The following is a 22,131-nucleotide window of genomic DNA, read 5'->3' as shown; positions in this document are numbered from 1 at the left end:
CATTAAAACATTTATAATAATTATGTTAAAATATTCATGTTAAGGAGATGACGCAAAAATGAATTTACATGTCAATGAAATTAAATTAGAAGAAAATAAAGTGATGATATTTACAGAAGAATCACCAATTGAAGCAACAGCCACAGGTACGATGGTGGTAGATAGTGATAATTTTCAATTTGTTTATTTATTAGATGGTGGCGAGAGCTTCGCTAATTTACGATTCGTTGAAGAGACCTGGCATATGATGAAAGCTTACGAATCATATCCGTGGTTTTTATACGGAACAATTGAACTGATTAATTTTAAAGAAGAATTTGATGAACTTATTGATAATATTCAAGGGAATTTCAATTATGGTAAACCTTTTGTTGAACGTGTTGAAGAGGTATTTGAGCTATAGAATGAGGTGTTGTTATGAACCAATGGGATTTATTTTTATCACCATACAAACAAGCAATCGACGAACTTAAAATTAAATTAAAGGGTATTCGTAAACAATTTCAATCAGAAGGTAAATCATCTCCGATAGAATTTGTAACTGGTAGAGTTAAACCGATACCAAGTATCATTGAGAAAGCGAATACACGTGGTATTCCTTTTGACCGTTTAAGTGAAGAAATGTATGATATTGCTGGTCTTAGACTGATGTGTCAATTCGTGGATGATATTGATGTCGTTGTACAAATGTTACGCAATCGTCATGATTTTGAAGTAGTAGAAGAACGAGACTATATCAAAGACACGAAAGAAAGTGGTTATCGCTCATATCATGTCATTATTAAATATCCAATTGAAACATTAACAGGTAAGAAATTTATACTTGCAGAAATACAAATTAGAACGTTAGCGATGAACTTCTGGGCAACAATTGAGCATACATTACGTTATAAGTATGCAGGAGACTATCCTCCTGAAATTCAAAATCGTCTAGAAAGAGCCGCTGAAGCAGCATATTTATTAGATGAAGAAATGTCTGAAATACGTGAAGAAATAAAAGAAGCTCAAAAGTTTTATTCGGAACAGCGTAGTGAGATTAGAGACTAAGAGGGTGAGAGAATGCGTTTTAATATATTGTCTAAAGGTGATTCAAAAAGCAATGCTTTAAAACAGAAAATGACAGGATTTATGAAAGATTTTAATATGACTGAAGATGCTGAAAAACCCGAAATAGTAATTTCTGTAGGTGGGGATGGTACATTATTACAAGCCTTTCATACATATAGTCATCGATTGAGTGAAACAAGTTTTGTTGGTATACATACAGGACACCTAGGTTTTTATGCAGACTGGCTACCGCACGAAGTTGAAAAATTAATTCTCGCTATAAATAATGATTCTTTTCAAGTCATAGAATACCCTTTAGTTGAAGTTATCGTTAGATATGAGGAAGGAAGACCTTCAAGATATTTAGCTCTTAATGAAGCAACAGTGAAAACGCATAATGGAGCGACTCTCGTAGCTGATTTATTTATCCGCGGCGATCAATTTGAACGTTTTAGAGGAGATGGTTTATGCATTTCGACACCGAGTGGATCTACTGCATATAATAAAGCACTCGGCGGAGCATTGATTCATCCTTCATTAGAAGCGATGCAAATAACAGAAATAGCATCGATTAATAATCGGGTGTTTCGTACAGTAGGATCTCCATTAGTATTACCAAAGCATCATACTTGCAAGGTTGTTCCTGCTAATCCTAGTACTTTACAACTTACTTTTGATCATCTGACAGCAGATCATAAAGGTGTGGCTTCGATACAATATCGTGTTGCAGATGAGAAAGTTCGTTTTGCAAGATTTAGGCCTTTTCCATTCTGGAAAAGAGTTCATGATTCTTTTATCGCAAACGATTGATTCAAATTAGATACACGATTAAAGAAGCCACAACTGTAAAAACATTTTTACAAAATCAGCGTTATAGTAAGAAGTCATTAAGCGCCATTAAACAAAATGGCGCTTTACTTGTGAATGAGCATCCTGTAACTGTTAGAGCAAATATATCTCAAGATGATACATTAACTGTGCGACTTCCTGATGAAATAAGAAGTCCATACTTAATAACAAACCACATTCCAATTGAAATATTATATGATGATTCTTTTATGATCATAGTAAATAAACCTAGTTTTATGAATACAATACCGTCTCAATTACATCCACATAATAGCTTATTAGAAGCAGTATATGGATACCTCGAACAAAAATTTGATAACAGTGTGCTTCATCCTGTTAGCAGGCTTGATAGAAATACGAGTGGTATTGTAGTATTTGCTAAACATCAGTTGATTCATCATTTGCTGACGAATGAAATAGAGAAACATTATTTATTAATATGTCTTGGTGAAATGAAGCCTAAAGGTAATATTTGCATGCCGATTGAAAGAAGTGACACTTCAATCATCACGAGGCAGGTTAGTGTCTATGGACAATATGCTCGAACTGAATATCAATTACTTCAATATAATAAAATCATGAATATATCATTGGTAAAAGCACGTCTACACACAGGTAGAACACATCAAATACGTGTCCATTTTTACACATTAGGACATCCACTGATTGGTGACACATTGTATGGGAATGACAAAAAAATCGATAGACATGCACTTCATGCTAACGAAGTACGATTTAATCATCCAATTTACGGTAATCAAATAAATATAAAGTCATCATTACCAAAAGATTTAAGTCATTTTTTTGATGTGTTATAATAAATTGTATTTTGGAGGTGAGATTATGGCAGAAGAAGAAGTTGTTTTAGAAGAAGAAATGTATAATAAAGAAGCATTAGATGAACTGTTGTTGAGTGGTGATATAGACCAGTTTAGAGAAGAATTTCTCGAACTTCATACATATGATCAAGGTGAGTATTTCACCGAGTCCAGTGATGAATATCGAGATAAAATTTATCATTATTTATCTCCAAAAGAAGTTGCAGAATTTATGGAAACAACTGAAATGGAAGATGATGAATATGATCACATCTTTGAAGAAATGGACGCACGTTATGCAAGCAGCATGTTTGAAGAGATGTCTTTAGATAATGCAGTAGATATTTTAAAGATGTTACCAAAGACGAAGATTGCGAGTTTGCTTCTGCTGATGGATAAAGAAACAGCAGGAGAAATAAAAGCACTGTTACACTACGAAGAGGATACAGCCGGTGGATTGATGACAACTGAATTTATTTCAGTATCATCACTAAGCACTGTGCGTGAAGCGATGATTCAATTAAAAGAACAAGCACCTCAAGCGGAAACAATTTACTATATCTTCGTGCTGAATGAAAAGAAACAACTTGTCGGCGTAATCTCTCTAAGAGATCTTATCGTTGCAGAAAATGATGAATATATCGAAGACATAATGAATGAGAGAGTTATTAGCGTTAATGTTGCTGATGATCAGGAAGATGTCGCTAATATTATGAAAGACTATGATTTCTTAGCGATTCCTGTTGTAGATTATCAAAATCATTTGCTTGGTATCATTACTATCGATGATATTTTAGACGTTATTGATGAAGAGGCAAGTGAAGACTACTCAAAACTTGCCGGGGTAAGTGATATTGATTCTACAGATGATTCTATGTTTGCGACAGCCCGTAAACGCCTGCCATGGCTTATGGCTTTAACAGTTATGGGAATGATAACAGCATCAATTTTAGGACAATTTGAAGATACATTAAGTAAGGTTGCTTTGCTTGCAGCATTTATTCCGCTTATCGGTGGGATGGCAGGTAATTCCGGTACGCAAAGTTTAGCCGTAGTAGTTCGTGGTATTTCGACAGGCGAGATTGATGAACAAAGTAAGTTTAAACTTGCATTGCGAGAAGCGGGATCGGGATTTATTACCGGGTTAAGCTGTTCAGTTATGTTATTTATAATTATTTGTGTATTGTACAAAACACCAGTGCTCGGATTGATTGTCTGTTTCAGTTTAACGATTGCAATGACGGTAGCTACATTAGCTGGGGCAATGGTTCCTTTAGTGATGCATAGATTAAAGATAGATCCTGCTGTTGCCAGTGGTCCATTTATATCTACTACCAATGATATTATCAGTATGTTAATCTATTTCGGGTTAGCAACCACTTTTATGAGTTATTTAACTTAGGAGGAAAAGATGGGAAATCATGCAGAATTATTATCACTTGTAATTGTTGTCGTTTGTGCGTTTTTGACACCAATACTACTAAATAGACTTCGTATTAATTTTTTACCGGTCGTAGTAGCGGAAATATTGATGGGTATTATCTTAGGAAAGTCCCTATTTAACTGGGTAGATCGAACTGCGATGTTAAATATGTTATCCACTTTAGGATTTATATTCTTAATGTTTTTAAGTGGTTTAGAAATTGATTTTAAAGCTTTTAAATCATCACCGAAACAGAAAAAAGGAAAGCAAAAAGAACCAAATCCCATTATAATCTCATCAATTATATTTACCGGCATTTTAATTCTGTCAATTATTGCGGCTTATTTATTTAAATGGACGGGTATTATAGACGATGTGTTATTGATGGTTATTATTATTTCAACGATTTCTTTGGGCGTAGTAGTTCCTACCTTAAAAGAAATGAATATCATGCAGACTACAATTGGACAAATCATCCTGCTTGTTGCAGTAATTGCGGATTTAGCAACAATTTTATTATTAACATTATATGGTACGCTTTATGCTGAAGGTGATTCACCGATTTGGTTAATTGGTATATTAATTGTATTTACCGGCTTATTTTATATTACCGGTAAGAATTTTAAAAGAGCACCATTCCTGGAAAAATTGATGGCAGGAACGACTCAAATCGGAATTCGTGCAATATTTGCCTTAATTATTTTGCTTGTCGCACTTGCAGAAGGTGTAGGTGCTGAAAATATATTAGGTGCCTTTTTAGCAGGATGTGTTGTGAGTCTTCTAGGTCCAGATAAGGATATGGTTAATAAATTAGATTCTTTTGGATATGGCTTCTTTATTCCGATGTTCTTTATTATGGTAGGTGTCGATTTAGATATACCAGCTTTATTTAAAGATCCATCGGGATTAATTATTATTCCATTTTTATTAATTGCATTCTATTTAACTAAAGTCATTCCGATAGCAATATTAAAAAAGTGGTATGATACTAAAACAGTAATTGCGTCTTCATTCTTACTGACATCTACGCTATCATTAGTTATCGCTTCAGCGAAAATCGCTGAACGATTAGGAACTATCGATGCTGCTACAAGTGGTACTTTAATATTAGCAGCAGTTATTACTTGTGTCATTGTTCCAATATTATTTAAGAAGACTTTCCCGGTTGCAATCACTGAAGAAAAAATGATTAAAGTGGCATTTATCGGTAAGAACCAGTTATCAATACCAGTCGCGCAAAGCTTTAAATCAGATTTATATTTACCGACGTTATTCTACTTAAAGAATAATGTCGATAAAAGAACGATTCAGGATCTGGAAACAATCGAACTTGATGAATATAGTTACGAGGCATTATCTGCATCTGGTCTCTTTGATTTTGACATTGTTGTTTGTTCGGCGAATGATGAATCAATTAATAGAAGTGTTGCAGAAATGGCGAAACAAGAAGGTGTACCACGTGTAATCTGCCGTTTAGAAACATTGCAGGAAGACGATAAGTTAACTGAAGCAGGTATTGAAGTATTTAGTGAATTCCAGAGTACAAAAACGTTATTAAAAGGTTTAATCGAATCACCAAACATGTTAAATCTTTTATCTAACGTTGAAACTTCATTATATGAAATTGAAATGTTAAATACAAAATATCATGAAATGCAATTACGTGAATTCCCATTCTCAGGTGATATTATCTTTGTGCGAATATTACGTGGAAATGATTCTATTGTGCCACATGGTGAAACGGAACTTCATTTTAAAGACCGATTAATTGTTACCGGTGAAAGAAACTATGTAGATGAAATAAAACGTGAATTAGAATTATTTTAATCATCAACAATCTGGCCATGTCATATAGAGACATGGCCAGATTGTTTTTTGTTTAAAGGAAAGATATGATTCGCTTTTTTTGAGTAATGATTTATGTTATAGTTAAATAAATTAGTACTAGATACTAGAACTTGCATATAAAGGAGAACGATAATGTTAAATTTTGCGGATAAAGTTTACGTGATAATGGGGATAGCGAATAAAAGAAGTATTGCATATGGGGTTGCTCAAGTTTTAGATGAAGTTGGCTGTAAACTTGTATTTACGTATCGTAAAGAAAGAAGTAAGAATGAATTAGAGAAGTTGCTACCTAACTTTAAGAATAATCAGAATGCAGAAATGATACAATGTGATGTACAGAGTGATGATGATGTTGTTAATGCATTTAAACAAATTAGAGATAAATTCGGACGAATTGATGGTGTATTTCATTCTATCGCGTTTGCAAATATGGAAGATTTACGTGGTCGCTTTATCGATACGAGTCGTGAAGGATTTTTGCTGGCTCAGGATATCAGTTCATATTCATTAACAATTGTCGCTAGAGAAGCTTCAAAGTTAATGCGTGAAGGTGGATCTATCGTTACAACAACATATATCGGCGGAGAATTTGCTGTTCCTAACTATAACGTAATGGGTGTAGCGAAAGCATCGTTAGAAGCTAACGTTAAATATTTAGCATCTGATTTAGGACAAGATGGTATTCGAGTTAATGCAATTTCTGCGGGACCAATCAGAACATTGAGTGCAAAAGGTGTCGGTAGCTTTAATACGATACTAAAAGAAATTGAAGCGCATGCACCATTAAGAAGAAATGTTGATACTATTGAAGTAGGTAAAACTGCATTATATTTATTAACTGACTTATCAAGTGGGGTTACTGGTGAAAATATTCATGTAGATGGTGGATATCATATCGTCGGATAAAAATAAAAAAAGCCGAAATGGCTTTTTTTTATTCCCCTAATTTAAATGTTTCTTTTACATTCCATGTATCATTATCTAACTGATAACATAAACTAATCTTATCGATAACTTCAGAATGTGTAACATCTTTCATTGATAATTGTCCTTTTAAGTCTTCGAATTCCTGCGAAGAAAACCCCTGTCCAATTGTAAAGTGTGGTACGAATGGATATGTGTTCGTACCATAGAATGATCCATCATTCAATAATTCGAATAACTTAACGAGATTTTCATTTGGATTAACTTTTAAATAGATGATATTTTGAGTTGGTGCAAAATCTGATACTTTTTCCACGTTAATTTCTACTGGTTGTACAGTTTTTGCTACCTCTTTTAATTTATCAGTAACAGCGTCAATGTCATTATCATCTACCTCAAATGCTTCTTTAATCGTAATATGTGGTGTGATTAACGCATAATGAGAATCATAGCGCTTACGATACTGATTAATTTCATCCTGATATGCTTTTGATGGGTATAATACAATGCCTAGTTTCATAATGAATCCCCCTTTTTTTCTGATAATTCAATTATATCAGAATTTCAAATTAAGTAATAATTTAAACATTTCTCTATTTCTGTTTGCCATGTTTTCCATGTGTGTCCACCGTCCAATTCATCATAATAATGTGAAATATTATTTTCTATTAGCACTTGATGTAATTGTCTAATTGGTGTTAAAAAATCGGCATAATCTCCAGTCAGTAGTTTAAAATAATCTTCCTCTTTACCTACAACTAAATAGATATTCAATTCGCTTTTTCTTTCTTGGGAAAGATTATTTATTTGATTTAATATTTTATCTGTTATCATTGGAGAGAATAGACAACATTTTGAAGTTAATTCAGAATATTCTATAGCAAGTGTTAAAGATATACTAGCTGCTAAACTATCTCCGATAACAATCGTATTATTTTTATCATGCACGAAATTAAAAGTCTCTTGTATGTAATCCAGCAATTCTTCAGACACAAATTTCTGGAATTTTTCACGGTTAATACCTTCTGGATGATATTCATCTTTTCTCTCATCGACATTATTATAATGTACGAAAAGAAATACTGAAGGGTTATCAAAATCATCTTTTAACGTTTCATATTTGCGATGAATTCTTCCTATCTGACTTAAATCCTGTCCATCAAAACAAATAAACAATGTGTGTTGTACGAATGGAGAGTAATCTTCTGGAAAGTATATGCCTAGTTTTACTGTTCTATTTAAATGTTCACTATTCATAGTAAATGGTGTTATAAGACCATTTTTCATCATCATCAACTCTTTTCATATAATTTTTATTTTAAATTAATAATATCATTATTTTTGGGTATAATAGACTATATCATTTCTAGGAGGACATTATGACAAGAAAAGTGTGGTTTAGATTTGGGGTTGCATTATTATTATCATTTCTAATCATTAAGTATTTTTTAGAAATTAATCATATTTTTTACCCTATCATTGTAATTATTAAATCGATTATCTTACCTTTATTACTAGGCGGTTTTCTTTACTATGTAACTGTTCCATTTCAAGATAAACTGGAGAAAAGATATAATCTCAAGCGATGGCAGAGTTTAACAACAATTATGTTAACGCTTATTATACTAACAGGTCTATTTATATCATTTGTTGGACCAATTATTATGAAACAGGGTAATAATTTTGTAGATAATTTTCCAACAATCCAAAAAGAATTTCAATCTTACGTTAATATCGCATTAGATCAACGCGAGAAACTACCAGAAAACGTTAAGGATGGTATAAATAACGGCATTGAAAAATTAAATAGTTTTTCAGGTAAAATAGTATCAAATGCATTCTCATTTATCACTCAATTTATTTCAACGTTATTTTTAATCATTTTAGTGCCTTTCTTTTTAATCTATATGCTGAAAGATCATGATCGTTTCATTCCTTTTGTTGCTGCACCATTTTCAGGACGAAGAAAATTATTTGTCGTAAATTTATTTAAAGATATCGATAAAACGTTAAGATCATACATACAAGGTCAAGTTACGGTCAGTGTTATCCTTGGTATTTTATTGTTGATAGGTTATCTAATCATTGGATTAGACTATGCATTGATTTTAGCGATGTGGGGTATGGTAACGAATTTAATTCCATTTTTAGGGCCATATCTTGCAGTTATTCCTGCAATAATCATTGCTTTAATTCAGGATCCAATTATGGCTGTTTATGTCATCATTATCATGTTTATAGCGCAACAGTTAGAAGGAAATGTCATCACACCGAACATTATGGGCAAATCTTTAAATATTCATCCGCTCACAATTATAACTGTTATTTTAGCAGCAGGTAATTTGGGAGGATTTATGGCAATACTTGTTGCGGTTCCAACATATGCAGTCATAAAAACAATTGTACGCAACATCTATATGCATCGTCAGGACATTACACATGAAGCTGTTAAATCAGTAAATGAAAAGCAAAGATAACTAAACGATTATAAAGGATAATCTTTACAAGATTATCCTTTATTTTTATATTTTCTTAATATAAATGATTCCATAAAGTATGTTAAAATATAATAGAATATATAACTAATAGAAAATTTAATTTGAGTAAAGGATGGTCACCCACATGTCAAAAGTAAGAAAAGCTGTCATTCCAGCTGCAGGCATCGGCTCTAGATTTTTACCAGCTACAAAGGCAATGCCCAAGGAGATATTACCGATTTTAGACAAACCGACAATTCAATATATAGTTGAAGAAGCAGTTGCAGCAGGTATTGAAGATATTATTATCGTAACAGGTAAACATAAACGTGCGATTGAAGATCATTTTGATGCTCAGATGGAACTGGAATTTAACTTAGAAGAAAAAGGAAAGTATGATTTACTGAAAAAAGTACAGCATTCAACGAATTTAGCAAATATCTTTTATGTCAGACAAAAATCGCCACAAGGATTAGGTCATGCAATCTGGACAGCGAAACAATTTATCGGAGAAGAACCTTTTGCTGTTTTACTCGGTGATGACATTGTTGATGGTGAAGTACCGGCTATTAAACAACTGATGGATGTTTATGATGAAAAACAAAAATCAGTAATCGGTGCTAAAACTGTATCGTATGAAGATACAGAACGCTATGGCATGATTGAATCAAAATCTCAGGATGGCCGTTTATATGAAATCGATACATTAATTGAAAAGCCAAAATTAGGAACAACAGATTCAAGATTAGCAATTATGGGTCGTTATGTGTTAACACCAGACATATTCAATTATCTTGAAGAACAGAATATTGGAGCAGGCGGGGAAATCCAGCTTACTGATGCGATTGCAAGAGTAAATGAAGATGATGAAGTTTATGCGTATGACTTCGAAGGTGAACGTTATGATGTTGGAGATAAAATAGGTTTTGTTAAGACAACGATGGAATATGCGATGCGTTCAGAAATGAAAGATCAACTTATTCCGTTTTTAGAAGACCTCGTAAAGAAATATAAAAATTAATTACCAAGTTAATAAAAATTAAAACAGAGCTGATTCATTAATGATCAGCTCTGTTTTTCTGATGATGCATTTTTAAAAAATAAATGCCATAAAATAACGCGAGACTTAAAAATAAACTGGCTGAAGTAAATAAAGTAAAATTAGTATTATGAAATACTTCAGTAATTACGCCACCAATAACAGGTCCAAGCATGGTGCCAATGCCTTGCAGGGAATTAAATACACCCCATGATTCTTCTTTCAATTTCGCTTCAACCTGACTCGCCATAAATGCATTCCATCCTGGTAATAATAAGCCGTAGAAGATACCGATAAGCACAGCTGCTATGAGCACAAGATAATAGTTACTGATTTGAGTCATTATAAAGATGGCAGCACCAAAGATGATAAAACCAGTTAATATAACGATATGAGAATAAATTTTAGAAACTTCATCCATAAATTTTGAAATAAATAGCATTGATATCGTGCAACCGATACCTCCTGCGATTAATAGATAAGTATATTCAAGTGTTGTTACATGAAGGTGTTTAATTGCGTATATTGGTAATATAGGTACAAGCATACCTATGGCAAGTCCTTGTAATACAATACCAGGAAATAATACTAAATGTCGCATCATGACATGTTTAATGTGGGCAAATTGTGTCTTAATAGACTTCTTCTCAAAAAATGAAACTTCTACATGCACAAAAAAGTAAAGTAACCATGCGATCAATACAAATACTGGCATAAGAAAAGTAAATTTTGTCGGATGGATTTTAAATATTAAGTTCATAGCAATCATTCCAGCCATCATGCCGACTAACCATGCAAAATAAACATAACCCATCTGTTTAGACCGTTTTGTATCATCAATTGAACTTAACATGATGACCCAAATTGGACTTACAGCAATACCTGTGAGTATTGCCGCAATAATTAGTGCGATCGGGTTATTGAAGCATACCACAATAGATAATCCGAAAAATGCTAATAAAAATCCTAAATTTAAAACTTTCTTCGTACCAAATCTTTTTAACATAAATCCAATTCCAAAGTTTGTGAGCGCATCACTGATAAAGTGAAGTGTGATGGCAAGTGAAACGATACCAACAGTAATTTTTGATTTAGTTGTCGGCAATACTGGAAGATAGCTCAAAACATACATTCCACGTGCAAATTCCATTAAAAACAAAATCGAAATCATTAACCAAAAGTTTTTGCCTGTAAATCTACTTCGCGAAGAGTCTCGCATATAATCTCGCTTTCGATTGAATATCATTTTGGATGAGTGATTCGTTTAATATTTCGATAATAGAACTACAAATGTTTTGTGCAGAATTTGGAATGTAATCTTTTTTCATATTTTGAACTAAGCGTTCTAGCTCACGTTCATGATTTAACAAATCTAATGTGACATGAATTGTTTCAGCATATGAATGTGTAATACGTGCATAACCTTTATTGCTAAAATAAACAGCATTTTCCCCTTCTTGTCCAGGTGCGGGATTAAAGAATACAAGGGGGATATTTTTACATAAACTTTCAGTAATGGTAATACCACCTGGTTTCGTTAACATAAGATCACTAGCTGACATCCATTCAGCCATCTGTTGAGTATATCCCATAACTAAAACATTCTTCCCTTTAAATTGCTGTTGTAAATTTGATACAAGTGATTGATTCTTACCACATATAACAACAAATTGATGATCACTTTTTTCAACTAATGAAGAAAGCATTTCATTAAATCCTTCCATTACACCAAAAGCGCCAGCGACCATAAGCAAAGTCTTCTTCTTAGGATCTAGTCCATGTTCAGTTAACCATGTATCTCTATCTACGGATAAATTAAATTTTTCATGGATAGGTATGCCAGTTACAGTAATATTTGTGATAGGAACACCTACTGCAACTAACTCTTGTTTCAATTCTTCTGTCGCAACGTAATATTGTTCAGAGTCTGGTGTAATCCAGTTTTTATGGAGACGATAGTCGGTAATAACTGTACAAACCGGTGTATGGATATTGAAATCACGTTTTAAAATCGATACAACAGGAGTAGGGAACGTTAAAAGTATTAAATCTGGCTTTTCTTTTATGATAAGATTTACAAGTTTATTCAATCCATAATATTTATAGAAACAAGATTCTGTTTTATCTGGTCTAGCATAGTAGAAATATTCGTATGATCTTCGGAAATATTTATAACTATTAATATAATATTTTTTAGCGATGCTATTGATGATAGGATGTGCTTCCTGAAACAAATCATGTTCAATTACAGTAACGTTCGGTAAGTGCATTTTATTAAATTGATTAACAAGTGCATTTGTCACTGAAATATGACCATTGCCGAAAGAACCTGTCAAAATCAGTATTTTTTTATTTTTAATCAGCATAATGACACTCCGATTCATTTGATTTATTGTAATGCTATCTTATTATCACATTGATGTGGTAATTTTTCTTGAAAATTACATAAAAATTACAATAATTTTGTTTATTCTTTACAAAACAATATTTTTAAGTTAAATCAGTACATTATATATTGCGATAACGTTTTAATAATGTGATGTTAAGTATCATTAAAAAGATGTACATAAAAATTAAAACAATTATATTAGGGATAATTTCAATACTTTGTCCTTTTAACATGATACGTGATAAATTATCTGCACCAAACTTAAGTGGCATTATATAACTTATGATTTGTAAAGGTTTGTGCATATTCTCTATAGGTATAATACCACTAAATAGTAGTTGAGGTACAATGATGAGTGGAATAAATTGTATCATTTGGAATTCTGATTTTGCAAAAGTTGAGATAAATAAACCTAAGCTAAGCGCAACAAATGCAAGTATGATATTACTGATGATGAGTAGCCAAATGGAACCAGCTACTTCCATTTTTAATACATATACTGCATATAGCACTAGCATAACAGTTTGAATTGTGCCAAACAAAGAGAAACCTAGCATATATCCTATTATAATTTCATATCTTTTGATCGGCGTTGAAAGTAACTTATTTAATGTGCCAGTCGTGCGTTCTTTTAACAATGTAATTCCTGAAATTAAGAATGTAAAGAAAAAGATGAAGAAAGCAATCAATACTGGATTGATCATATCAAAGTAATTACTGTTTTTATCACCATAAATGTAATGTGTCTTGAAGAGCACATCTTCATTAACATCTATCTGTTTGTCTTTATTATTTGTATCTGGCAAATCTATGCCAACACGATCTAATAAAGGACCTAATTTTTTTAATTGATCTTTTAATTTATCCATCTGCTGATTAAGATCTTCAAATTTCTGTTGCATATTATCAATAACAATTTGGGACTTTGAAAATTTTGTTTTATTTTTATACCCTTGAATCGCTGATTTTAACTTTATGTTTTTGTTTGGATCTAGATTCGTATAATAAACTTCAATATTTTTTTTATTAGAAATAATAATGCCATCAAGCTTTTTATCTTCAATCGTATTTTTTAAATTTTTTGTCGAACTGATTTTGACGCGTTCTACATCATTCTCTATTAACTGACGATTAAGTCCTTCTGGAATATGATATATTCCAACGCGTGCTTCTCCTTCATCAACTGTTTGAAATATATAATGAAGTAAAGTAAGTAACATAATAGGTGCTATAAATAAAAGCATTAACGTACGTTTATCACGAATAATTTGAGTGATAATACGTTGTGCGATTGTTAATATTTTCATTGCAATTCACCTACTTTAATAAATATATCTTCGATTGTATCGACCTGATAATGTGCTTTAAGACGAAGAGGTGAACCAAAACCTATCATTTTATTATTATATAGCAATAGTAATTTATCGCATGCCTCAGCTTCTTCCATTACATGCGTCGTAATGATGATTGTTGTACCGTTTCTATTTAAATCAATCAATGATTGCCATATTTTGCGTTTTAATAACGGATCAACGCCAACAGTTGGTTCATCTAAAATTAAAAGTTGTGGTTGATGTAACAAACTGATTGCAAGTGATAATCTTCGTTTCATACCTCCGGAATATTGAGCTACCCGCTTATTGAGATGAGAAGTTAATTCAGTAATTTTTGCTACATCATCAATTGATGCTTGTAATTCTTTTTTATGCAATCGATAGAGTTTACCGAAGAATCTGAGGTTTTCAAGACCAGTTAAATCTTCATATAATGCGTCAGACTGAGCCATATAACCAATCTTTCGTAATGAATTAAGATGCGGCATAAAATGATCATCTATCGTAACATTACCGCTATCACTTTTTAATATGCCAAGCATACATTGTATAAGTGTGGTTTTGCCTGAACCAGAAGCGCCTACTATAGCTATACGTTCACCACTATTTACAGAAAAACTGATATCATTAAGTATTTTTTGATGGTTAAAGGATTTTGAAAGTTGACTCACAATTACTTTTGACATAATAACCTCCCTTAATTTTATTTTTATTATACGCTTATTTATTTTGAATGAACATGTTTAACTTGTATAGGCGAATGTTTTAAAAAAGTGTATAATTAAGAATTGAATTAAAGGAGGTCACTGAATGGATACGAAAGAACTATTGAAAGTGATTAAAGCGAAGAAAATATATGGTCAATTTCCTGAACATGTTACTAATATTGTAGTGGATTCAAGACAGGCAAATGCAGATTCTGTATTCGTTGCAAGTCACGGATATACCGTTGATAGTCATAAATTTATTCCGAGTGTTATTGCACAAGGTTGCAGAATGATTGTTGTTGATCATTTCATTGATGGATTACCTCAGAATGTTGGGCAGCTTGTTGTTAAGGACACACTTAAAGTTGCAAATATCTTCGGTCAATTTCTCATGGATTTTCCGAGTCAGAAGTTAACGACATATGGTGTGACGGGGACTAATGGCAAGACAAGTGTTGCCACAATGATTCACCATATCCATAGAGCTTTACAAATTAATTCAGCTTATTTAGGAACAAACGGATTTCAGTATAACGAAGATGTCGCTAAAGGTTCAAACTCCACACCAGAGACAATAACATTAAATCAACATATTAAGGATGCATATCATAAAGGTGCTAAGGCAATGTCTATGGAGATGAGTAGTCATGGTCTGGCGCTTGGCAGAACAAATGGTGTTGATATTGATGCAGCAATATTCACTAATCTTACACAAGACCATTTAGATTTTCATGAGACGATGGAACGATACGGATTTCATAAATCTTTATTGTTTGCTCAACTCGGCAATGATTATACTAAACCTAAATATGCGATTATCAATGGCGACGATGACTATTTATCTGAACTTATCATTGCTTCTCCCAGAGAGATAATCACATATGGAATTGAAAATGACTGTGATTTTAAAGCAGAGAATATACTTGAAAGTTTAGAGGGCATTCAGTTTGATTTACAAACGCCAGATGGTAAAGCAATAATTCGTTGCCCTTATATCGGGCGATTTAATGTGTATAATATGCTTGCAGCACTATGTGCGATGTGGACACAAGGACATGATATTGAGACACTAGCACAAGCTACTGAACGTTTAAATCCAGTAGAAGGTCGCCTGGAAGTTTTAGATAGTAATTTACCGGTTGATCTGATTATAGATTATGCACATACACCTGACGGTATGAATAAGTTAATTGATGCTGTTGAACCATTTAAGAAAGGAAAGCTTATTTTTCTAGTAGGTATGGCGGGTGAAAGAGATTTAACAAAGACACCTGAAATGGGTGCGATTGCTTGTCGTGCTGATTATGTGATATTCACTCCGGACAATCCGGCAAATGATGATCCTAAAAAGTTAACAGATGCATTAGAGAAAGGTGTTACGCATGATCGATATATTTCTTTTTTAGATCGTGCGGAAGGCATACGTCATGCAATTGAAGTGAGCGAACCTGGTGATATGATAGTACTCGCATCTAAAGGACGTGAACCTTATCAGATAATGCCAGGTTATAAAAAAGTACCACATAGAGATGATTTAATTGGTCTTGAAGCAGCATATGAAAAATATGGGAGAGAAACGAATGAAAATAAGAACGAATAATGGTGAGTCATTACAATGTAAAGTATATATCCATGAGAATAAAAAGGAAGAGACAATTCTTGTAAGTGTACCGGATATATTCTTTTCTATTCAATTTGATTATGATATTTATGGTGATGCATTAGTGGACCATCTGTATCATCATTTATTTAATATATTAGACGAAAAAGAAGCAAATCAACTGGCTTTATCTATCGCCCAGTGGACAAGCGAAGTATAAGGAGTACAAATATGACATTAAAACAAGAAGTAGAAATAAGAAAGACATTTGCTATCATCTCTCATCCGGATGCTGGTAAAACAACTTTGACAGAGAAGTTGTTATTATTCGGTGGTGCGATTCGTGAAGCGGGTACAGTTAAAGGTAAAAAGACAGGTAAATTTGCAACGAGTGACTGGATGGATGTTGAAAAAGAACGTGGTATTTCTGTAACAAGTTCTGTTATGCAGTTTGATTATGATAACTTTAAAATCAATATTTTAGATACGCCAGGACATGAAGATTTCTCAGAAGATACGTATCGTACGTTAATGGCAGTTGATAGCGCAGTCATGGTAATAGACGTTGCTAAAGGGATTGAACCTCAAACATTAAAGTTATTCAAAGTTTGTAAGATGCGTGGTATTCCAATCTTTACATTTATCAATAAGCTTGATCGTGTCGGTAAAGAACCCTTTGAATTATTAGAAGAAATTGAAAAGACTTTAGAAATTGAAACATATCCTATGAACTGGCCGATTGGAATGGGTCAATCATTCTTCGGTATCATTGACCGCAAAGAGAAAACGATTGAACCTTTCCGTGATGAAGAGAATATTTTACATTTAAATGAAGATTATGAACTTATTGAAGAACATGCCATTTCAAATGATTCTGCTTTCGAACAAGCAGTTGAAGAACTGATGTTAGTTGACGGTGCAGGGGAAACTTTCGATAATGAAAAATTATTAACAGGAGATTTAACACCTGTGTTCTTTGGTTCAGCATTAGCAAACTTTGGTGTACAAAACTTCTTAAATGCCTATGTAGATCATGCACCGATGCCAAGTGGACGAAAAACTGAAGAAGGAGAAGTTGTTTCTCCATTTGAAGCAGACTTTTCTGGATTTATCTTTAAAATTCAAGCAAATATGAATCCTTTACATCGAGATAGAATTGCATTTATGCGTGTCGTGAGTGGTGCATTTGAACGAGGTATGGATGTGAAACTAACACGTACAGATAAAAAGATGAAAATATCTCGTTCCACATCATTTATGGCTGATGACACTAAAACGGTTAATCATGCAGTAAGTGGCGATATTATCGGTTTATATGACTCAGGTAATTTCCAGATTGGTGACACGCTCGTAGGTGGGAATCAAAAATTTAAATTTGAAAAGTTACCTCAGTTTACACCTGAAATCTTTATGAAAGTTAGCCCTAAAAACGTATTAAAACAAAAACATTTCCATAAAGGAATAGAGCAGCTTGTACAAGAAGGTGCGATTCAACTTTATAGAACACTGCATACGAATCAAATTATACTTGGAGCAGTTGGACAACTTCAATTTGAAGTGTTCGAGCACCGCATGAAAAACGAATATAATGTTGATGTTATTATGGAACCAGTAGGACGTAAAATAGCACGTTGGATTGAAAATGAAGAAGATATTAAAGACAGTATGAACGGAAGTCGATCAATATTAGTAGATGATCGTTATGGGAATAAAGTATTTTTATTTGAAAATGAATTTGCTACACGCTGGTTCCTGGATAAGTTTCCAGAGATTAAGTTATACAGTTTGTTATAAACAGATTTACAATATAAAATGAATTAAAAGCGTATAATACAGTCATTAACTTTTTTATTAATGATACGGAGTGAGAAGATGGATATGTCAATATTGATAACGTACGCATGGGTTGTAATAGTTCTTGTCGTTTTAGAGGGATTACTTGCAGCAGATAATGCGATCGTTATGGCAGTAATGGTGAAACATTTACCTGAAGATGAAAGAAAAAAAGCATTATTTTATGGATTACTTGGAGCATTTGTGTTTAGATTTGCATCATTATTTGCGATCGCTTATCTTGCTAAGTTTTGGCAAATACAAGCTTTAGGTGCTGCATACTTACTATTTATGTCTATAAAAAATTTATATGAATATTTTAAGACAGGTGATGCCACAAGTGAAGCTGAAGAAGCAGAACTAGAGAAATATAGTAAAAAGGGCAGTGGCTTCTGGATGACAGTTGCGAAAGTAGAATTTGCAGACATTGCATTTGCAATTGATTCAATGCTCGCAGCGATAGCAATTGCTTTAACATTACCAGAAGTTGGACCACAATTTGGTGGGATGAACTTAGGACAATTTTTAGTGATGTTTACTGGTGGTATGTTAGGAGTAATTATTATGCGATTTGCAGCTACATGGTTTGTAAAACTTCTGCATGATAATCCTTCATTAGAAGCAGCAGCTTTTGCAATTGTAGGTTGGGTTGGCGTGAAGTTAGTCGTGATGGTACTTGCCCATGAATCAATTCATATCTTGCCACACGAATTTCCACACAGTATGCCATGGCAATTAACTTTCTGGGGCGTATTATTATTGATACTAGCAATAGGTTGGTTTAGTGGTAAGAAAAAACAATCAAATGCATAAAAAAACTTGATATATCATATAAAACTTAGTGTATCTATATTATAATAGATACACTAAGTTTTTTTATGGAGGAAATCATGCAGCATAAACATAAAATTGTCATCAAAAAGAAAAATTACAGTCGACCTAAACGATTGTTCTTTAAAGGTCAGAAAGTTAGAATGATTTATCCGTATTTACATAAAAAAGATAATATATTAGAAAAAATAGCACCAAAAGAAGATATTGAAATTGTGGATGATACAATAACAAAAAGTGACAAAGATAATCATATTAATGAAAATAAAGAATCACTGATCAACAGTAATTCAATTGCTACTGAAGAAGCGATTGATAAGGAAAATACTGTAGATGTAACAAAGCATATTGAGAATGAAGAAAGTCCTGAAACTAGTGATTCCCAAAAACATGAAAATAATATAAACAAAACGTCTGAGGAAAATGAATTAGTAGAAGAATCTTTCAGTAGAGATGAGATAAATGACGATTTAAAAAATAGAAAAGAAAATCGTACTTTCGGTTCACAACTGCCAAAAATTTTGATGGGTACACTTGCTGGAATATTGATCGGTATATTACTTATGAGCCTGTTTAATTCGAAGCCACAAGAAGTATCTAAACAATCTGAAGTTAAAACTTCTACAGAACAAGCAATTAAGAAAAATATTAAGAATGTGGTGAGTATTACTAATCTTCAAAAAGCTACTGATAGTGAGACGATAGATCCTGAGAGTGCAGTGAAAGCGCCTGAAGAGGTGGGGATTGGTACAGGTATTATCTATAAAACAGAAAAAAATTTAGCATATATACTAACAAACTATCATGTTGTCGGAAAAGCTAATGAAATTGAAGTGACTTATGAAGGAAAGAAAGAAAAAGCAAAGATGATAGGCTACGATGTCTGGACTGATATGGCTATTCTTACAATGCCTAAAGGTAATATAAACTCAGTTATTGAGATGACAAATAGTAATGATTTAGAACCTGGACAAGAAGTCATTGCATTAGGTAGTCCTTTAGGACAAATGTTTGCAGGAAGTGCATCTTCTGGAATTATATCTGGTTTATCACGTAATGTACCGGTAGACATTGATGGTGATGAGATTTATGATTGGGAAATGAATGTATTACAAACTGATGCTGCAATTAATCCAGGAAATTCTGGGGGTCCTTTATTAAATAAAGAAGGAAAAATGATTGGTCTGAATTCGATGAAGATTTCTATGGAAGGTGTAGAAGGTATTGCATTTAGTATTCCTGTGAATGAAGTAAAGAAAGTATTAAAGGAGCTTGAACAAAAAGGTAGTATAAATCGTCCAAAAATGGGTATTATGATTGAAGATGTGGGCACGCACAGTAACCCTAATGATCCTAACTCTCCGACTGATCAAACTGGTGTAGAAATTATGGAGATAGAACCAAACGCTTTAGCAGAGAAAAATGGACTGATGCTAGGCGATATCATTAAAAAAATAGATAATAAAGAAATTAAATCTAAAATTCATTTTAGAAAAATTTTATTTAATGAAAAGAAAATTGGGGATACAATTACTTTGACAATTATTCGCAATGGTGCTGAAAAAAATATTAAAATTAAGTTATAAAATCTACATTGATTTAAGAAAGAAGTGAAATAATGAACAGGTTATTCCAAAAGTTAACGCCGCAACAAGGTATTGTGCTTTATTACCTTGTAGCAATATTCATTTCTTTCTTGTTGCTCCGTATGCCATACGTACATCAACCAAACGTTGATATTAGTTACATTGATTCATTATTTGTTGCAGTGTCTGGTGTCAGTGTAACAGGCTTGTCACCCGTGTCTATTGCAGAAACCTATTCGACTTTTGGTCAGTGTGTCATCCTTGTCATCCTTAATCTTGGTGGTATTGGTGTTATGGCGATGGGTACTTTGTTATGGGTTATTCTTGGTAAGAAGATTGGGATGCGTGAAAGACAACTAATAATGGTGGATCATAATCAAAATAAGATGTCTGGCGTTGTAACAATGATTCTTGAAATTGTGAAGGCGATGTTGTTTATAGAAATACTGGGCGCCTTATTTTTAGCATTTTATTTCTATAAAGATATGAATTCTATCAAAGATGCGCTATTCCATGGGTTATTCGCATCGGTTTCTGCAACTACAAATGGTGGTTTAGATATAACAGGCGATTCTCTTAATAGTTATTCAGATGATTACTTTGTCCAGACGATAACAATGTTTTTAATTGTATTAGGTGCAATTGGATTTCCTGTTATCATTGAAATAAAAACTTATTTAACAAACAAAATTCCAAATTTCAGGTTTAGTTTATTCGCGAAACTAACGATTAGTACATATTTTCTATTATTTGTTGTTGGAACAGTTGTTATTTATTTATTTGAGTATAATAACGCTTTTAAAAATATTTCATGGCATAAAGGTCTTTTTTATGCGTTATTTCAATCTTCAACAACTAGAAGTGCGGGTCTTACGACGATAGATTTAAATCAATTAACAGAGGCCACACGTTTTTTTATGGGGGGACTCATGTTTATCGGTTCTAGTCCAAGTTCAGTAGGTGGAGGTATTAGAACAACTACATTTGCGATACTAATTTTGTTTTTACTGAATTATAGTAATGGTAGAACGAACATTAAAGTATTCAATAAAGAAATTGATCCCATTGATATTCAAAGAACTTTTGCTGTAATGGTACTTGCTACTATTATCTGTTTTGCAGGGTTATTATTTATTCTATTCTTTGAAAATGATAAATTCGATTTACTGTCGATTTTCTTCGAAGTGATGAGTGCTTTTGGAACTTGCGGTTTATCACTTGGTATAACCGGAGATTTAACAAGTGGTAGTAAGCTCGTCATTATGGCATTGATGTTTATAGGTCGTGTTGGATTAATCTCATTTATTATAATGCTTGGTGGTAAAGCAGAACCTGAAAAATATAGATATCCGAAAGAAAGAATTATGATTGGATAATAATATTTAATATAAAGAGAAAATGTTTTGATAGTAAGAAAAACTAGCAT

At 32.8% G+C, this 22,131-nt stretch carries 21 protein-coding genes; 15 read left to right on the top strand and 6 right to left on the bottom strand.

Annotated elements, in window-relative coordinates:
• Window positions 1–58: 58 nt before the first annotated feature.
• The 7 genes from BFS35_RS05320 to fabI all read left to right on the top strand — a co-directional run bounded on the left by BFS35_RS05320 (window position 59) and on the right by fabI (window position 6,891).
• Entirely contained in the window at window positions 59–403 is a 345-nt protein-coding gene (locus BFS35_RS05320) for a UPF0738 family protein (RefSeq protein ID WP_099580537.1), read from the top strand.
• Between the two features lie 14 nt (window positions 404–417).
• Window positions 418–1,047 (top strand): GTP diphosphokinase, encoded by a 630-nt coding sequence (locus BFS35_RS05315; RefSeq protein ID WP_099580539.1) that lies wholly within the window; start codon window positions 418–420, stop codon window positions 1,045–1,047.
• Between the two features lie 12 nt (window positions 1,048–1,059).
• Window positions 1,060–1,857: an NAD kinase gene (locus BFS35_RS05310; RefSeq protein WP_099580541.1), complete on the top strand. Its 798-nt coding sequence runs from the start codon at window positions 1,060–1,062 to the stop codon at window positions 1,855–1,857.
• Window positions 1,854–2,714, top strand: coding sequence for an RluA family pseudouridine synthase (locus BFS35_RS05305; RefSeq protein WP_240628367.1), 861 nt, complete (start codon window positions 1,854–1,856; stop codon window positions 2,712–2,714). The genes BFS35_RS05310 and BFS35_RS05305 overlap by 4 nt, the downstream gene beginning before the upstream one ends.
• Before the next feature lie 25 nt (window positions 2,715–2,739).
• Window positions 2,740–4,116: a magnesium transporter gene (mgtE, locus tag BFS35_RS05300; RefSeq protein ID WP_099580543.1), complete on the top strand. Its 1,377-nt coding sequence runs from the start codon at window positions 2,740–2,742 to the stop codon at window positions 4,114–4,116.
• 9 nt (window positions 4,117–4,125) lie between these two features.
• Window positions 4,126–5,964, top strand: a complete 1,839-nt coding sequence (locus tag BFS35_RS05295; RefSeq protein WP_099580545.1) for a monovalent cation:proton antiporter family protein — start codon at window positions 4,126–4,128, stop codon at window positions 5,962–5,964.
• 153 nt (window positions 5,965–6,117) lie between these two features.
• Window positions 6,118–6,891 (top strand): enoyl-ACP reductase FabI, encoded by a 774-nt coding sequence (fabI, locus tag BFS35_RS05290; RefSeq protein WP_099580547.1) that lies wholly within the window; start codon window positions 6,118–6,120, stop codon window positions 6,889–6,891.
• Between the two features lie 28 nt (window positions 6,892–6,919).
• On the opposite strand, the gene BFS35_RS05285 is transcribed toward fabI, so the two are convergent.
• Together BFS35_RS05285 and BFS35_RS05280 are read right to left on the bottom strand one after the other, a co-directional pair.
• Window positions 6,920–7,429, bottom strand: coding sequence for a YjcG family protein (locus tag BFS35_RS05285; RefSeq protein WP_099580549.1), 510 nt, complete (start codon window positions 7,427–7,429; stop codon window positions 6,920–6,922).
• A 44-nt stretch (window positions 7,430–7,473) separates the two neighbouring features.
• On the bottom strand, window positions 7,474–8,196 hold the full coding sequence (locus BFS35_RS05280; RefSeq protein WP_158554256.1) for an alpha/beta hydrolase: 723 nt from the start codon (window positions 8,194–8,196) through the stop codon (window positions 7,474–7,476).
• 92 nt (window positions 8,197–8,288) lie between these two features.
• Between BFS35_RS05280 and BFS35_RS05275 the strand changes: the two genes are divergently transcribed.
• Window positions 8,289–9,386 (top strand): AI-2E family transporter, encoded by a 1,098-nt coding sequence (locus BFS35_RS05275; RefSeq protein WP_099580552.1) that lies wholly within the window; start codon window positions 8,289–8,291, stop codon window positions 9,384–9,386.
• 145 nt (window positions 9,387–9,531) lie between these two features.
• The gene (gene galU, locus BFS35_RS05270) at window positions 9,532–10,407 is read left to right on the top strand and encodes a UTP--glucose-1-phosphate uridylyltransferase GalU (RefSeq protein WP_099580554.1); all 876 of its coding nucleotides are present in this window, start codon (window positions 9,532–9,534) and stop codon (window positions 10,405–10,407) included.
• Between the two features lie 37 nt (window positions 10,408–10,444).
• Here the strand turns inward: galU and ltaA are convergent, their stop codons facing one another.
• From ltaA to BFS35_RS05250, 4 genes are all read right to left on the bottom strand, one after another.
• On the bottom strand, window positions 10,445–11,644 hold the full coding sequence (gene ltaA, locus BFS35_RS05265; protein WP_099580556.1) for a lipoteichoic acid biosynthesis MFS flippase LtaA: 1,200 nt from the start codon (window positions 11,642–11,644) through the stop codon (window positions 10,445–10,447).
• Window positions 11,622–12,791 carry a diglucosyl diacylglycerol synthase gene (locus BFS35_RS05260; protein WP_099580558.1) on the bottom strand — a complete coding sequence of 390 codons (1,170 nt, stop codon included), beginning with the start codon at window positions 12,789–12,791 and terminating at the stop codon, window positions 11,622–11,624. Before BFS35_RS05260 ends, ltaA begins: the two co-directional genes overlap by 23 nt.
• A gap of 142 nt (window positions 12,792–12,933) precedes the next feature.
• Window positions 12,934–14,121, bottom strand: a complete 1,188-nt coding sequence (locus BFS35_RS05255) for an ABC transporter permease (RefSeq protein ID WP_099580560.1) — start codon at window positions 14,119–14,121, stop codon at window positions 12,934–12,936.
• Entirely contained in the window at window positions 14,118–14,834 is a 717-nt protein-coding gene (locus BFS35_RS05250) for an ABC transporter ATP-binding protein (protein ID WP_099580562.1), read from the bottom strand. The genes BFS35_RS05255 and BFS35_RS05250 overlap by 4 nt, the downstream gene beginning before the upstream one ends.
• Before the next feature lie 124 nt (window positions 14,835–14,958).
• Between BFS35_RS05250 and BFS35_RS05245 the strand changes: the two genes are divergently transcribed.
• From BFS35_RS05245 to BFS35_RS05220, 6 genes are all read left to right on the top strand, one after another.
• The gene (locus BFS35_RS05245; protein ID WP_099580564.1) at window positions 14,959–16,455 is read left to right on the top strand and encodes a UDP-N-acetylmuramoyl-L-alanyl-D-glutamate--L-lysine ligase; all 1,497 of its coding nucleotides are present in this window, start codon (window positions 14,959–14,961) and stop codon (window positions 16,453–16,455) included.
• Window positions 16,436–16,675: a YueH family protein gene (locus tag BFS35_RS05240; RefSeq protein WP_096076963.1), complete on the top strand. Its 240-nt coding sequence runs from the start codon at window positions 16,436–16,438 to the stop codon at window positions 16,673–16,675. Before BFS35_RS05245 ends, BFS35_RS05240 begins: the two co-directional genes overlap by 20 nt.
• 11 nt (window positions 16,676–16,686) lie before the next feature.
• Window positions 16,687–18,249, top strand: a complete 1,563-nt coding sequence (locus BFS35_RS05235) for a peptide chain release factor 3 (protein ID WP_099580566.1) — start codon at window positions 16,687–16,689, stop codon at window positions 18,247–18,249.
• Between the two features lie 78 nt (window positions 18,250–18,327).
• Window positions 18,328–19,101, top strand: a complete 774-nt coding sequence (locus BFS35_RS05230; RefSeq protein WP_099580568.1) for a TerC family protein — start codon at window positions 18,328–18,330, stop codon at window positions 19,099–19,101.
• 77 nt (window positions 19,102–19,178) lie between these two features.
• Entirely contained in the window at window positions 19,179–20,705 is a 1,527-nt protein-coding gene (locus tag BFS35_RS05225; RefSeq protein WP_158554255.1) for a S1C family serine protease, read from the top strand.
• Between the two features lie 32 nt (window positions 20,706–20,737).
• Window positions 20,738–22,081 (top strand): TrkH family potassium uptake protein, encoded by a 1,344-nt coding sequence (locus tag BFS35_RS05220; protein WP_099580572.1) that lies wholly within the window; start codon window positions 20,738–20,740, stop codon window positions 22,079–22,081.
• The last annotated feature ends 50 nt before the right edge of the window (window positions 22,082–22,131 follow it).

This window comes from Macrococcoides goetzii (assembly GCF_002742385.2).
GTDB lineage: Bacteria > Bacillota > Bacilli > Staphylococcales > Staphylococcaceae > Macrococcoides > Macrococcoides goetzii.
The sequence above is the reverse complement of the archived record's forward strand: the minus strand, read 5'-3'. Positions and strand labels throughout refer to the sequence as shown.

Excerpts from the sequence above, each read along its gene's own strand:
- BFS35_RS05255 (WP_099580560.1), bottom strand. The coding sequence starts at position 14,121 with ATGAAAATATTAACAATCGCACAACGTATTATCACTCAAATTATTCGT.
- BFS35_RS05240 (WP_096076963.1), top strand. The coding sequence starts at position 16,436 with ATGAAAATAAGAACGAATAATGGTGAGTCATTACAATGTAAAGTATAT.
- BFS35_RS05310 (WP_099580541.1), top strand. The coding sequence starts at position 1,060 with ATGCGTTTTAATATATTGTCTAAAGGTGATTCAAAAAGCAATGCTTTA.
- BFS35_RS05315 (WP_099580539.1), top strand. The coding sequence starts at position 418 with ATGAACCAATGGGATTTATTTTTATCACCATACAAACAAGCAATCGAC.
- BFS35_RS05225 (WP_158554255.1), top strand. The coding sequence starts at position 19,179 with ATGCAGCATAAACATAAAATTGTCATCAAAAAGAAAAATTACAGTCGA.
- BFS35_RS05285 (WP_099580549.1), bottom strand. The coding sequence starts at position 7,429 with ATGAAACTAGGCATTGTATTATACCCATCAAAAGCATATCAGGATGAA.
- mgtE (WP_099580543.1), top strand. The coding sequence starts at position 2,740 with ATGGCAGAAGAAGAAGTTGTTTTAGAAGAAGAAATGTATAATAAAGAA.
- BFS35_RS05250 (WP_099580562.1), bottom strand. The coding sequence starts at position 14,834 with ATGTCAAAAGTAATTGTGAGTCAACTTTCAAAATCCTTTAACCATCAA.
- BFS35_RS05245 (WP_099580564.1), top strand. The coding sequence starts at position 14,959 with ATGGATACGAAAGAACTATTGAAAGTGATTAAAGCGAAGAAAATATAT.
- BFS35_RS05320 (WP_099580537.1), top strand. The coding sequence starts at position 59 with ATGAATTTACATGTCAATGAAATTAAATTAGAAGAAAATAAAGTGATG.
- BFS35_RS05275 (WP_099580552.1), top strand. The coding sequence starts at position 8,289 with ATGACAAGAAAAGTGTGGTTTAGATTTGGGGTTGCATTATTATTATCA.
- fabI (WP_099580547.1), top strand. The coding sequence starts at position 6,118 with ATGTTAAATTTTGCGGATAAAGTTTACGTGATAATGGGGATAGCGAAT.
- BFS35_RS05295 (WP_099580545.1), top strand. The coding sequence starts at position 4,126 with ATGGGAAATCATGCAGAATTATTATCACTTGTAATTGTTGTCGTTTGT.
- ltaA (WP_099580556.1), bottom strand. The coding sequence starts at position 11,644 with ATGCGAGACTCTTCGCGAAGTAGATTTACAGGCAAAAACTTTTGGTTA.
- BFS35_RS05235 (WP_099580566.1), top strand. The coding sequence starts at position 16,687 with ATGACATTAAAACAAGAAGTAGAAATAAGAAAGACATTTGCTATCATC.
- BFS35_RS05260 (WP_099580558.1), bottom strand. The coding sequence starts at position 12,791 with ATGCTGATTAAAAATAAAAAAATACTGATTTTGACAGGTTCTTTCGGC.
- BFS35_RS05280 (WP_158554256.1), bottom strand. The coding sequence starts at position 8,196 with ATGAAAAATGGTCTTATAACACCATTTACTATGAATAGTGAACATTTA.
- BFS35_RS05230 (WP_099580568.1), top strand. The coding sequence starts at position 18,328 with ATGGATATGTCAATATTGATAACGTACGCATGGGTTGTAATAGTTCTT.
- galU (WP_099580554.1), top strand. The coding sequence starts at position 9,532 with ATGTCAAAAGTAAGAAAAGCTGTCATTCCAGCTGCAGGCATCGGCTCT.
- BFS35_RS05220 (WP_099580572.1), top strand. The coding sequence starts at position 20,738 with ATGAACAGGTTATTCCAAAAGTTAACGCCGCAACAAGGTATTGTGCTT.